Annotated in this window: 13 protein-coding genes; 9 read left to right on the top strand and 4 right to left on the bottom strand. The window is 40.5% G+C overall.

What is annotated here, in order from left to right; translation table 11 throughout:
• Window positions 1–66: 66 nt before the first annotated feature.
• The 9 genes from ACTWPF_RS05275 to ACTWPF_RS05235 all read left to right on the top strand — a co-directional run bounded on the left by ACTWPF_RS05275 (window position 67) and on the right by ACTWPF_RS05235 (window position 11,001).
• Window positions 67–1,518, top strand: coding sequence for a sodium:solute symporter family protein (locus tag ACTWPF_RS05275; RefSeq protein ID WP_443148565.1), 1,452 nt, complete (start codon window positions 67–69; stop codon window positions 1,516–1,518).
• Between the two features lie 164 nt (window positions 1,519–1,682).
• Window positions 1,683–3,326, top strand: a complete 1,644-nt coding sequence (locus ACTWPF_RS05270; protein WP_443148564.1) for an amidohydrolase — start codon at window positions 1,683–1,685, stop codon at window positions 3,324–3,326.
• Between the two features lie 354 nt (window positions 3,327–3,680).
• Window positions 3,681–4,217: a hypothetical protein gene (locus ACTWPF_RS05265; protein ID WP_161464631.1), complete on the top strand. Its 537-nt coding sequence runs from the start codon at window positions 3,681–3,683 to the stop codon at window positions 4,215–4,217.
• A gap of 278 nt (window positions 4,218–4,495) precedes the next feature.
• Window positions 4,496–5,266, top strand: a complete 771-nt coding sequence (locus tag ACTWPF_RS05260) for an SDR family NAD(P)-dependent oxidoreductase (protein WP_161464632.1) — start codon at window positions 4,496–4,498, stop codon at window positions 5,264–5,266.
• A gap of 452 nt (window positions 5,267–5,718) precedes the next feature.
• Window positions 5,719–6,024, top strand: coding sequence for a hypothetical protein (locus ACTWPF_RS05255; RefSeq protein WP_106897585.1), 306 nt, complete (start codon window positions 5,719–5,721; stop codon window positions 6,022–6,024).
• A gap of 266 nt (window positions 6,025–6,290) precedes the next feature.
• Complete coding sequence (locus ACTWPF_RS05250; protein ID WP_443148563.1) at window positions 6,291–8,081, top strand: cation:proton antiporter; 1,791 nt, start codon at window positions 6,291–6,293, stop codon at window positions 8,079–8,081.
• Window positions 8,082–8,252: 171 nt separating this feature from the next.
• Window positions 8,253–9,506 carry a M20/M25/M40 family metallo-hydrolase gene (locus tag ACTWPF_RS05245; RefSeq protein ID WP_443148562.1) on the top strand — a complete coding sequence of 418 codons (1,254 nt, stop codon included), beginning with the start codon at window positions 8,253–8,255 and terminating at the stop codon, window positions 9,504–9,506.
• Window positions 9,507–9,787: 281 nt separating this feature from the next.
• Window positions 9,788–10,516, top strand: coding sequence for a DUF3100 domain-containing protein (locus ACTWPF_RS05240; RefSeq protein ID WP_082667735.1), 729 nt, complete (start codon window positions 9,788–9,790; stop codon window positions 10,514–10,516).
• Window positions 10,516–11,001, top strand: coding sequence for a hypothetical protein (locus tag ACTWPF_RS05235; protein WP_443148561.1), 486 nt, complete (start codon window positions 10,516–10,518; stop codon window positions 10,999–11,001). The genes ACTWPF_RS05240 and ACTWPF_RS05235 overlap by 1 nt, the downstream gene beginning before the upstream one ends.
• A gap of 40 nt (window positions 11,002–11,041) precedes the next feature.
• Here ACTWPF_RS05235 and ACTWPF_RS05230 read toward each other — a convergent pair whose 3' ends face one another.
• The 4 genes from ACTWPF_RS05230 to ACTWPF_RS05215 form a co-directional block, all read right to left on the bottom strand.
• The gene (locus ACTWPF_RS05230) at window positions 11,042–11,452 is read right to left on the bottom strand and encodes a DUF4064 domain-containing protein (protein ID WP_106897589.1); all 411 of its coding nucleotides are present in this window, start codon (window positions 11,450–11,452) and stop codon (window positions 11,042–11,044) included.
• A 250-nt stretch (window positions 11,453–11,702) separates the two neighbouring features.
• A complete protein-coding gene (locus ACTWPF_RS05225) occupies window positions 11,703–11,990 on the bottom strand; it encodes a PTS sugar transporter subunit IIB (protein WP_106897590.1) in 288 nt (95 codons plus the stop codon).
• A gap of 16 nt (window positions 11,991–12,006) precedes the next feature.
• Window positions 12,007–12,660, bottom strand: a complete 654-nt coding sequence (locus tag ACTWPF_RS05220; protein WP_443148560.1) for an L-ribulose-5-phosphate 4-epimerase — start codon at window positions 12,658–12,660, stop codon at window positions 12,007–12,009.
• A complete protein-coding gene (locus tag ACTWPF_RS05215; RefSeq protein ID WP_106897592.1) occupies window positions 12,661–14,016 on the bottom strand; it encodes a PTS galactitol transporter subunit IIC in 1,356 nt (451 codons plus the stop codon).
• Window positions 14,017–14,023 lie beyond the last annotated feature (7 nt).

The following is a 14,023-nucleotide window of genomic DNA, read 5'->3' as shown; positions in this document are numbered from 1 at the left end:
GGTGGTGACACTTGAGCACGTCTTGACAGAAAGAAACCGAAAAAATTTTTGAGGGGATTAACTTACATGACTTGGTATTTAAGCTATATTGTAATCTATTTTATTTTAATGTTTTCTATGGGGGTTTACTATTTCTTTAAGGTGAAAACTTATGATGACTATCTAATCGGCGGCTGGAACACCGGATTTTGGCCAATAGTCGGAACCATTATAAGCACATGGTGTGGCGCAGCTGTTTTTATTGGTTGGGTGGGCATGGGCTTTACCGTAGGACTTTCCGGATTCTTCAAATTTGCACTTCCAGGAATTTTATTCTGCTTGCTACTTATTGTTGCTTTTGCCGGTCCATTAAGACGGCAACGCCTCTATACATTGGCTGATTTATTTGGCGAGCGTTTCGGCGGTAAATCAGGCATTATCCCATCTATTCTTTCAGCATTTATTTATTCCGTTCCAACACTTGCCCTGCAAATGGTTGGGATGTCCACGATTTTTAATATTACGCTTGGAGTGGAGCTAAATACAGGGATTGCGATTTCCTTTGTCTTAATCGTTTGCTTTACCATATTGGGCGGCTTACCAGCGACGATTATTACAGATGCGCTGCAATCTGTCATTGTAATCATTGGGATCATTGTCCTTGCTGTATCCAGTGTTATATATGCCGGTGGTTTTCAAGAAATCCTTGCTAACACACCAATCGATTATATTTCACCATTAGGCTCAGAAGGCTTGGGTAGTGTATTACTCTACGCTCTATCTGTAGGTCCGTTTTATCTCGTTTGGCAATCCACCTGGCAACGAATTTTCGCTTCAAAAAGTGAGAAAGTTGCAAAAAGTGCTGGTATTACAGGGTTTGTTATTGCAGGGGCCATCTCAATTCTCCCTTATTCCATCGGCGTCATTGCGCGTCAATACGTGCCAACCGACATGGATGCAGACCTGATCTTTTCCTATGTAACGGCGGAACTATTACCTCCTGCAGTTGGTGGAATTGTTTTTATTGGATTAATGGCTGCCTTAATGACTGGAGCCACATCCTTTATTTTACAAGGAAGTTCTAACCTAACAAGAGATTTATTCCAGCGGCTGATTAAACCAAATGCCACGAATAAACAACTGATGTTTTCGGCAAGGCTTTCCGTTGTGATCATTTCAATACTCGGTATGGTAGCAGCATATTTTGTCACAAATATTGAAACGGCCTATCAATGGGCGTTAAGACTCTCCGCGACCGTCCTTGTATTCCCATTTCTTGCCGTCATGTTCTGGAAGAAAGTGACGAAGCATGGAATGATTTGGAGTATGATTCTAGCTTTAATTGCAACATTAAGCTGGCCCTATCTTAATCTGGCCATCGACCATACCATATTCGGCTTTGCTGTCTCCATTCTAACATTAGTCATCGTTAGCCTACTTACTAGCCATGACAAAACAGAACAAGTCCGCGCTGTTTATTGGGAGGATCTAGATTCAGCAACAGCCACAACAGAAACAACAAAGGAATCCACAACATAAAGTGAAACTTTGTCTGGGGTTCCTCACCTCCCCACCAGATGTTAGTTGCACAAATCGGACCTTTACTGGCAATTGATCCTCCACTTATAATACTGAATTGCTTTCCACATTCTTGAAGTGGAGGATTTACTGCCAGTTTAGGCGGGATAAAGGAGAACACAATTATGACGATTGATTTAGTAATTAAAAATGCAACAATCCTCACAATGGATGAAAATTTTTCACGAGCTGGTTCATTCGCTGTAAAAGATGGACGAGTAGATCAGGTTTGGGAAACTGCTGAGCCGCCAGAAGCGTCTCTAGCAACTATTGACTCAAGTCAAGTTATCGATTTAAAGGGAAAAACAGTTGTGCCGGGCTTCGTTGACACGCACAGTCACCTGCTTATGTATTCACAATTTCGAGATCAAGCTAATTGCAGCTCCCCATTGAATCAAAGCATTAGCGACATATTAGAAAAATTAAGGGCTCAGCTGGAAAAAGTGAATGACAATGAATGGGTGCTTGGCTGGGGGTATGATAACACATTACTTAAGGAAAACCGACATCCTACTCGCAAAGAATTAGATCAAGTTTCCACAGAAGTACCAATTTTTATCCGGCACACATCGGTTCACTTTGCTGTAGCTAACTCAAAGGCTTTAGAATTAGCAGGCCTGACAGATGAGACAAAGAATCCCAAGGGTGGACACTTTGGAAAAGACGAAGATGGAAAGTTAGATGGCGTACTCTATGAGTTGCCTGCCTTGGAGCAAGTCCAGGCGGCAATCCCTACCCCATCTATTTCTGATATGGCTGACCTGCTTGGTGAAGGAGCGAAAGATTACCTAGCTGAAGGGATAACGACATGCTCAGATGCCGGCGTTGGACTTGACCTTGGGTTGGCTGAATATGAGGCACATCTTAAAGCAGTTAAAGAAGCCAAGCATCCATTGCGTATGCGTTTGATGGTCTTACATCATTTACTAAGTGGCACGTTTAAAGACAAAAATGCTGAAACACTTAATAAAGAAATCCAAGCTGCAACGGAAGGGCGCGCGGTATTAGATAGCGCGAAGCTTTTCCAAGACGGATCTATTCAAGGATTTACTGCTGCTTTACGTGAGCCGTATTACACAAAACCAGAGGAATACGGGGAGTTGTTGCGTGACCAAGAAGAGTTTGAGGAAGAACTACTTGATTTACACAACCGTGGTTTCCGACTTACGATACACGGCAATGGAGACAAGGCAATTGAATCCATATTGGATGCCTATTCGTTTGTATTAAATAAGAATCCTCGTGCTCATCACCTACATCGAATTGAGCATTTGCAAACAGCTTTACACACCGATTTGGATAGAATGAAGGAACTGGATGTGGCAGGATCATTCTTTATTAATCATGTTTATTACTGGGCAGATCGCCATAAAAAATATTTTCTCGGGCCAGAGCGAACAGCTCGGATCAATCCACTTGCCGATGCTTCAGAACGAGATATTTTGTACACCTTGCATTCGGATTGCCCGATTACACCTATCTCCCCTCTGTTTTCCATTTGGGCTGCCGTAAACCGCCAAACAATGGACGGAGAAATCCTCGGAGAAGATCAGTGTATTAGTGTGGAAAAAGCTTTACAAACCATGACAATTGATGGATCGAAGCTGAATGCAGATGAAGCAAATTCAGGTAGCCTGGAAGCAGGGAAACTTGCAGACTTTGCTATACTAGATCAAGATCCAACTGCCGTTGATAAGATGGCGATAAAAGATATTACGGTCTTGGAAACCTATATTGGTGGCGAACGTGTTTACCATAAAGAAGGATAACAGGCTAAAACGAGAAGCCTCCGCTACATATGCGGAGGTTTTTCTATATGTGAAAATTTGTTTTGAGCTCCCTCCATACATCGCTTCTTCTAACTTCATCATCCACCTATAATGTATTGGGAAAATCCCATACTTTTTCCACATTTATGCCATTCACGTTCCTACTATTTTGCCTATAGTAAGACCACACGCATTAAGTGAAACTTCATTTGGTCGGAGTCTCCTCCCTGACTCCCCACCAAATGTTAGTTAAACGAATCGAACCTTTACTAGCAGTTAATCCCCTCTCGCATCCTTGCATGGTGGCGTACTGCCAGTAAAGGCGAGATAAATCAGCGAAAGATGGTGAAAAGAATGGAATTACTAAGCTTTCAAGGACTTTGTCATATCGTTGGAATCCCACAGCAAACAGGGGAACATTGGTTGAAGGAGTTCTCGATGTATATTCCAAAAACCCAACAAGATGATACAATCTACTTCCTCACTGAAGCAATTGACGTGATGCGTTTTATAAAAAAGTGTAAATATCAGAATATGGGAACGACAACCATCACAAAACAGCTTGCAGGGAGAAGTTTTCCAATGCGTGTAGACAATCCACAGACCGAAGTTTATATAGAATGGGAACAAAAAATCAGCCACGATACTGCTAATATTACTGCATTTATGCGTAATATCGGGACAACCATATCGCATGTGGCCGCACATGAGCATATGTTGCAGAAATTAGTAGAGAAACAGGATGCTTACGAAGAGCATTTTATTACAATAAAAGAACAGCAAATGGAAATTAATCAACTTAAAGAAGAAATCGGCATGCTACAGAAACAAATAACACAGACGGAAGATTATAAAACGAAAAAACAATACATGGCAAACCTTTTTAAATAAAGTGAAACTTCAATCAGTGGGGATTATCGTTTTTCACCCACTGCTTGTTAGTTGAACGAATCGGACCATTACTGCAGTTGGTCCCCACTAGCCTGATTACCTCTCGCATTCTTAAAGTAGGTTTTACTGCCAGTTAAGGAGCGGGATAAACAGATTTCTTGATTAACTTCACCATAGAGGCGTAAGCTTTATATGAGATCAAAAATTTATGTATCCGTTACATCAACAGAGACAAATCCGCCTTTGTCATGTAACAAATGTGATAGGAGTGGGAAATTATGCAGTTTAAAGATAAAGTCGTACTTATTACAGGCGCTGCCGGTGGAATTGGAATCGCAGCTGCAAAAGCTTTTCAAAAAGAAGGAGCAAAACTTGCCCTTGTGGACTTGAAGAAAGAAGCACTAGAAGAAGCTGCAAGCTCTCTTGAAGACTCTAACGTCCTTCTACTTGAAGCAAACGTATCAAAAGAAGAAGACGTAAAAAATTATGTAGAAAAAACAAAAGCACATTTTGGCCAAATTGATGTATTTATCAATAATGCCGGGATTAATGGAGCTTTTGGAAATCTTACAGAACAAACAGCAGATAACTTTAATGCTGTATTTGGTGTAAATGTGATGGGTGCCTTCTTTGGCTTGAAATATGTGCTGGACATAATGAAAGAGCAAAAAGCTGGTGCTGTTGTAAATACTGCATCAAATGGTGGCCTACTAGGAGCACCTGGCATGGGAGCCTATGCTGCTTCTAAACATGCAGTCATCGGTTTGAATAAAACTGCTGCATTAGAAATGGCAGAATATGGTGTTCGCGTTAATGCTGTAGCTCCATCTGGTGTCGATACAGCAATGATGAAATCTATCGAAACCAATGCAATGGGTGACAACACCGATGAAGCTAGAAAACAATTTGAAGCATCTGTTCCAATGAATCGATATGCAACAGCTGAAGAGATTGCAGACTTAATGGTCTTTTTATCCTCTGATAGAGCTTCCTTTATTAGTGGTTCCTATTACAGAATTGATGGCGCGCAAGGTGCGACATCTGTATAACCTCTACTAGATTTTTACCCCCAGTAGTTTTTAACTGCTGGGGGTTTTTTCACTCTACTGGTATTTAGGGCTTTTCGTTTTACTCTTAATTACCTGGAGGTCGATTTCGCTTGTATTTATTGTCGTTTTTCATATCATTAATTTCTTCCTTGCTCTTGTTTTTCGTTTTTGTTTTTCCTTTTGCCATCCTTAATCCCTCCTTATTCTTTCCCTATAGTTTTAACTAAATATAAAAATTGATGTAGTTTGTATATGTTTTTAAGTATCGTATTCAGAATAAACTACCTTTAAAGGTAACCCGGTGATATCATCTTCAGATTAGTGGAAAAGCTCATGCCTATTAAAAAGCAGTCCCAGACTGCATTTTTTTACCCAAGTGCTATCTAGCTGAAAATCTTATGGGAATTTATGCTAATATCAAATTATAAGGTAGTGGAAAAGGAGCGGGTTCTATGACGAAGGCAGATGCAAGTGTTTTGGGGATGTTTGGTGTAGCAATCCTCACAGGTTTTTGTGCACAAAGTATAGCTTATTTCTTGAATGACTATCTCTTTAAATCATATCCGATATACTATTTAACCGGCACCTCGATAATAAGTCTACTTCTATATTTAAGTAGCTTTGTTTTTACCTACATCCAGTTTAAAAAACAGAGAATTGAAAAGGATAGAATGGAAGCGTATTTTGCTATATTTGGCATCCTTGGATTATTGACGTATAGCTGGTCTTTTATTGTTTTGGCTATGTGGTGGGGATAACTAATCCTGTTATTCTCCCACACTTTGCCGTTTCACCTAATTGTTGCGTCACTTGCACCCGCCTCTTCTGGCTGTCTCGCGTCGCTTCGACCTGGTGTTGCATCTCTTCCAGTGGGTATTGCGTCGCTCGGAGTTGAGGTTGCGCCACTCCAGGCAATTCATGCGTCACCCAGACTAACTCCTCCCCCCTAAACCTCTAAATAGCGACAAACTCTGGCAAAATTGGTAAAATGAATACCATTATATAATGATTAGAAGGTGCTCGCATGGAAAATGTTGTGTTAATCAGTATGGTCGTTATCCTTGTCGTTGGTATTTTTTCACAATGGCTCGCTTGGCGGATACAATGGCCATCGATTGTAATTATGTCGATAGCCGGCTTATTGCTCGGTCCTGTCTTTGGGTTATTTAATCCCCAGGAGGCATTAGGTGAACTATATAGCCCACTTATCTCGCTTGCCGTTGCCATTGTCCTATTTGAGGGGAGCTCAACGCTTGATGTTAGAGAAATAAAGGGTGTTTCCAAATCTGTATTTCGTATTGTTACAATAGGTGCCATTATTGCTTGGATCTTCGGCGCACTCGCAGCGCATTACATAGCAGGTCTCAGCTTGGAAATTTCCTTTATCATTGGTGGGTTATTTGTTGTTACAGGTCCGACTGTGATTATTCCACTGTTACGGAATGCTAAGCTAAGCCCGCGGATTGCTGCTGTTTTTAAATGGGAAGGCATTATTGTCGACCCATTCGGCCCATTACTTGCTTTATTTGCTTACGAAGTAATCAAAGTCATCAACACAGAAGGCTTGCATGCAGATTATATGCTTACATTCTTCGTCAGCGCCTTTATTGCCATTTTATTAGGACTAGGCATTGGCTTATTGGTAAGTTTTATGGTAAGCAAAGGGGTTTTTCCTGAATATCTTAAATCACCAATCATTTTAGCCTTTGTGTTACTTTGCTTTACCGTGGCTGAGGTCATTATGCATGAAACAGGAATGCTCGCTGTAACGGTTATGGGACTCACGCTTGCCCGCACGAAGCGGTATCTTTCGTCAATTGGCAATGTGAATCATTTTGTGGAGAACATTTCGGTGCTTTTAACCTCCACGATCTTCATTTTACTAACAGCATCTCTTTCTCGGGAAACGATTGCGGAGATCTTTACTTGGCCAATTATCGGGTTCGTACTCGTTATGCTCTTTATCGTTCGTCCATTATCTATCTGGCTCTCCACCATTGGAACAGAGTTAACGAAACAGGAGAAAACCCTAATTGGTTGGGTCGCTCCCAGAGGGGTGGTCGCACTGACCGTTTCCGGATATTTTGCCGCGATTCTGCTTGAGGACGGGCATGAAGGTGCAGCCTTACTAACAACGCTAACCTTTGCCCTGGTTTTCATCACTGTTTGTGCCCATGGCTTCACTTTACGCCCTATGGCGAAAGCACTTGGTCTGGCTAATGATGCACCACCCGGCGTTCTTATCGTGGGAGCGAGTAGCTTTTCCATAGCTTTTGCCAAATATATAAAAGAACTTGGTATTCCTGTTCTAATTAGTGATTCCTCTAGAGGAAGATTACAGGCAGCTATCGATAAGGACATCCCGATCTATCATGGCCAGCTTTTATCAGAGCATACGCAATACGACGTGGATCTTACACCATATGAAACGATACTAGCGATGACTGGAGACATGGCCTATAATGCACTCGTCAGCCAAACATTCGCACCTGAATTTGGCTTTAACAATACCTTCTCCTTACCAGCAGGAAGTAGCTTGGGTAAAAAAGAAATAAATACATCCCATAAAGCACACCTACTATTCGAAGAGAATGCTATTTTTACTGAACTAAATCGAAAAATAAATACAACGTATGAAATAAAGCCAATTTTAATTAAAGAAAATTGTAAGCTGGACAAGGACACTATACCGGAGGAATGTACTCCTCTCTTTGTTCAGAAAGAAAACAAAACGATCCAGCTCGTGACCTTGCGTAAGAAAATAAACCTGAGCAAGGGAGAGCAACTTGTTGTGTTGAAAAGAAAAAATAACTAGTGTAACGCCCATTGCTTCCTAGCAATCGGGCGTTTTTTGTATAAGTTCATAACCAAAATACGAACATTAAATAAAAATAAATAAATAAAATTCGTTATTGACGCAATTTTTGTCGAATGCTAAGATAAAAACATACTTTAGCACGTTAAAATAATTATGGGGGTATTTGCGATGCTTTTCAAAGAGCAATATGAGGAAATCAAAGAAATAGCAGAGGATATCTATTTTCATCCTGAATTTGGTTACAAAGAAACACGAACAAAAGAAAAAGTAATGAATTATCTTAAAAAGGTAAATCCGAACATTGGCTTTGAAGAGTTCAGTACCACTGGGTTTAAGACAACCATGGGGAACCCGAACGAGGACACACATATCGCTTTCATTGCGGAGCTTGATGCTGTGTATGCGCCAAGTCACATGTATGCTGATAAGAATTCGGGTGCAGCACATAATTGTGGACACTATACGCAGGTCGCTATCGCTCTTGCATTATACAGCCATCTTCATAAATCTGAAGCAACATTAACAAATAAAATTAGTTTTATCTTTGTTCCAGCTGAAGAATACCTTGATCTCGATTACCGAGACGATTTAATTAAAGAAGGAACGATTTCTCATTATGGAGGAAAACCAGAAGCAATGAAGCTAGGTATCTTTGATGATATCGACCTTGGTATTTGCGTTCACGCAATTGGCGGGGAATTTGAAAAACGGACGGTTGAAATAAATTGCGACCTGGCGGGATTCCTTTATAAAAAATATACATTTGAAGGAAAAGCAACACACGCCGGGTTTGATCCTTTCTCCGCGAAAAATGCTTATAGCATGTCGACATTATTTAATACAGCGGTATCGCTTGGTCGTCAGCAATTAGACGAAGCCGAACATGTACGGATTAATCCAATTGTTATGAAATCCGATATGTCTACAAATGTTGTCCCTAATCAGATCACAGTAGGTACAGATCTAAGGACCAAGACAGTCGATTATTTGAAAAAGACTGCATTAAAGCTTGATGACGCTGCAAACGGAAGTGCGCTGGCACTTCAAGGCAAGGTGAATACACACACCCAAATGGGCTACCTTCCATTTGTACAGGATAGATATTTATCTACTTTTGTAAAAGAAGCGTTTGATGAAACCAACGAGATAGAAGAATTATTAAATAACAACTTCATTAGTGCCGCAGGAGATATCGGAGACCTTTCTTATATGATGCCATGTATTCAAATTGGCTATAGTGGCTTCACTGGAACCATTCATGGCGACGACTTTATTGATGTGGATCCAGAATACATTTATGAAACGTTCCCACGTTTCCTTGCGAATGTACTAGAAAAAATGAACGGTAATATAGACAAAGAAAAACTTTATCGAAAATCTTATGCGGAGTATACGGAACTTATTGCTGGGATTGTGGAGTAAACGTTATTCTGGGTTGCTCGACTTGGCCAGGTTCTCGCTCGACTTCCCAGGGTCCTCGCTCGGCTTGGCGAGGTTTCCGCTCGACTTCCCAGGGTCCTCGCTCAGCTTGGCTAGGTTCTCGCTCGGCTTGGCGAGGTTTCCGCTCGACTTAAAAAGAGACATATAACGAACTCTACTAATCTATCTAAATAAAAGAACTTTCCAGAATCGAGGGGTATACGTTGTTTAAAAACTTTTCTTATTTCCTTATTTTCATCCTAGCTGTCATTACCATTTCAGAGATGATAGGATTCCAAAACATTCCAATTGGCCCTTTTAACATTGGGTTATTGCCATTAGTTTTTGCCATTATTATTACGATGGTTCTCGGCCTACAAATTTTCCGGAAAGGGTTCTGGAAGAAGGTATACAGTGATCGAAACATTAGTTTTGCGGGGAAATATCTTATCTTTATCATGCTGCCACTGATGGCTAGATACGGGGCAGATGTCGCTCCACAAATTAGAGAAATACTTCAGGTTGGCTGGGTATTTATCATTCAAGAAATTGGTAACCTAGGAACTGTTCTGATTGGTCTTCCAATTGCACTGCTACTCGGATTAAGGAGAGAAGCAATTGGTGCCACATTGGGTATCGGACGTGAAGGGGAACTTGCTTATATCTCGGAGAAATATACATTGGAATCAAAGGAAGGCCGTGGTGTGCTTTCTATTTACATTATTGGAACATTGTTTGGGGCTATTTTCTTTAGCGTGTTTGCACCCATAATGCTTGATCTTGGACTTCGCGTCGAAGCATTGGCAATGGCTTCAGGTGTTGGTTCAGGTAGTATGATGAGCGCAGCTTCTGCAACATTGGTCGCACGTATACCAGAAATGGAAAGCACAATCCTAGCATATGCTTCAGCTAGTCAGCTACTTACCAGCTTTCTTGGAACATTTACGATGGTATTTCTAGCCGCTCCCCTACAGCGATTTATGTATAAAACTTTCACTAGAGGTGACAAATAATGAGCCCAACTTTACGCAAATATACTAAATACGGACTTATCCTTCTATTGAGTGTTGCCCTTATATTATTCACTCAGGAAATAAAACTTTTAAAAAATCCGGAATCTACCCCTGTAACAGGAATGACAATTGCCGGACTTGCAGTATTGTGGCTCTTTTCCATGATAGGAATAGTCATCTCAAATCTTATGCAAAAATCGCCAGTCAAGTTTATTCGTGATTTCCCTATTCTCGGCTGGGTATCCATTACATCACTTGTTCTTTGTTTGCTCTCAGATTTCTTTGTACAAGCTATCCAGGCTGTTGACTTTCTTTCCATTACAACGCCTATCCTTACCTTTGCAGGAGTCTCTGTTGCTAATCGATTAGTTGACCTTCGTAATACATCATGGAAGGTTGCGATTGTTGCCGTATTTGTTTTTACGGGAACGTACGCGGGTAGTGCGTTGCTTGCACAGCTCGGTCTTCTCCTATCAGGAAATTAAGTCATGAAAAAATCCGCGCCATCAAGGTGCGGATTCTTCTTTATACTCTTACGCCAGCCTCATCTTCATTTTTACGGATAAAGCACATAATTCCAGCAATCAAATATAAGATTGACTGAAACGCCACTCCGGTGAATAAGAGCCAACTACTAATGGCTGCGGAAGCGATAAATAATCCGCCGGCAAGCTTGGCGTTACGCTTCACCTTCATTACAGCAATAAGTCCTAAAATAAAACTAACAACACAGCTTAGCACTGGAAGCCAAAATAAATTATTTACGATATAAAGTATGTTAGAGACAAAACCCCATTCCACACTATTAATGGAATCTCCGAACCAGCCAATACCTAGATTGACTACCACTATGAGAATAGCGCCTAGTATAGCGAACAGAAAATCCATAACAACACCAACAGAACCTAATATTCTTTCAATCATACGATTCGTCATCTATATTCCTCCTTCCATGAAATTAATATTTCTAACGTATCATACGGAAAACTTCCTTCATTGGTTTCAAATTCCCAACTTTTGTGAGGATTAAACTAAGAACCACCATACGATCAGCCACCAGACTCAAAAAGTGAACAGGATCAGACAGGACAGATTTTTAAGAATAACCCTTACCCAAATTCATATATTCCCATTATTCCCTCCAACCTAAAAAGAACTCCCGTAAAAAATACGGGAGTTCTAATGTTTATTCCTTATTTAATCCACTGAGAACTTCTTCGTACATTTCTTCAGTACCTATACCAGTCAGTAATGGCACCCCATCAATCACTTTATCCTTAATATTATCAGGAACAAGCGTGGTAGAAACCACTACATCATAGTCATCAATACGATTCAACTCATCGGTTAATTTAGATTGGTATAAAGAAACTTCATTTTCTAGCCCTTGTTCTTTAAGCCATTCTTTAACTTTCCCTGTGACCACTGTAGAAGTTGCAATTCCGGTACCACACATAATTAATAACTTTTTCATCCTTAATCTCCTCCACCTATTTTAATTTTTGTCCATATGAAGTTGTGTAGAATTCATAACAAGCTGCTACTACCTCTTCTGGTAGTGGTTTTATATTTGGCTCTTGTAAAGTAGCGTAATATGCATATTCTGCTACTTCCTCTAAAATAACGGCAGCCTTCAGAGCTTTCTCGATTGATGAACCTACAGTGAAAACGCCATGATTTCTTAATAAAATGGCTGGTCCACTCCCAATATGCTTTATGATTTCCTTTCCAATTTCATGCTCCCCAATGGCTGCATAGTCGGAACATGGAACACTCTCTCCAAACACATTTGCTGCAGTCGTTGTATATGCCGGGATAGCTTCTCCTCTTATGGCAAAGCTTGTAGCAAAAGGGGAGTGTGTATGAATAATACTGTTTACATGTGAGAGATGTCTGTAAACATATAAATGACTTTCCGTATCCACAGATGGTTTTAAATCCCCTTCCACAACCTCACCATCTAACGTCACAGCTACCATACTTTCAAAAGTTAATTCATCAAAATGAACGCCACTGGGCTTAATAATTACTAGATCTGTCTCTGGTAAACGGTAACTTACATTTCCACTAGTCCAGCGTACTAAGTTATTCTCTTTTAATCTTTTATTCGCATGACAAACTTCCTCTTTGATACTGTCGTACATTTAGCTCACCTCCTGTTTTGCTGCTTTTTGGATCTCCCTTTTTGGCTTGATTTTATTAATATAAATGAGTCCAGCCAGTAGTAAGAGACCCAATGCTCCTATTCCAAACCAGCTAAATACTTTTGGTAGCCAAACGAACAAGAATGTTGTCCAGACAGCCCCATCTACCAAAGCAGAAATACTTGTGTTACTACCCATATCGAAATTAGCTGCAATCGCGGAATCGGTGAAAAGTGGCGACACCCATGTAGCAATATACAGTCCTACCGCGATATAAAAGGAACCAGCAATTACGGTACGTAGAATATTGCCTTGAAATACTGGTACCATTAAACAAATCAAGAATGGAATGGTAGCTAAATCACCGAAAGGCAATACCGTATTACCAGGTAAAATCACCGCAAGAAATAGAGTAACTGGGACAATGATTAGTGAGGCAGATAATACTGCCGGGTGGCCTACAGATAGCGCACTATCCATCCCGATATAGAGATCTCTCCCTGGAAAACGTTTCTTAACAAAGTTACCTGCTGCTTCCGACACTGGTGAAAGACCTTCCATCAATAAAGCCACCATTCTCGGCATTAGCATCATGACGGCACCAGTTTGAACAGATAATTGCAGAATCTCTGAAACGTTGTATCCTGCTAAAATACCAATAACAATACCAATCATCACACCCATTACAGTAGCGTCTCCAAATATGCCCATTCTTTTTTGAATTGCTTCTGGATTTGCTTTTAATTTATTAAATCCTGGTATTCTATCAAACACCCAATTAAAAGGAAGTGCTACCAGAAAGGATGGTGCTGATGCACCATGTGGAAACGTAATATTCTTAAATCCATAAAACTTCTCAATATGCTTTGCCAAAATATCTCCAAGGAAAAAAATGAGTAGTAGATGAACAGTGATCGTAAATAATCCGAGTGCAAAGTCTCCTGTTAATGCATAAACAAGAGAGCCAGTAAAAGCACAGTGCCAATAATCCCATACATCTACATTTAACGTTTTGGTTAACCCAAAGGTTAATAAAATGACATTGGTCGCGATCCCGATTGGAATGGCTAAGCTTCCGAGAGCTGTACCATACGAAATAGCTGCCGCGGCAGGCCAACCTACATCGATCGTATTTAGAGCGAAACCAAAATTATCAACCATGGATTGAGCTGCTGGCCCTAAACTATCTGTCAATAACCCAATGACTAGATTTAGTCCTATAAAACCAATTCCTACCGTAAGACCTGCTCGAAATGCTTTTCCAGGCTTAGATCCTAAGACTAATGCAAAGACGAAAATAATAATTGGTAACATAACACTTGCTCCAAGATCGACAAACCATTGCAAAACTCCCATTGTATTT

Origin of the sequence: Oceanobacillus sp. M65, assembly GCF_052246275.1 — a bacterium.
Lineage (GTDB): Bacteria > Bacillota > Bacilli > Bacillales > Amphibacillaceae > Oceanobacillus_B > Oceanobacillus_B jordanicus.
The sequence above is the reverse complement of the archived record's forward strand: the minus strand, read 5'-3'. Positions and strand labels throughout refer to the sequence as shown.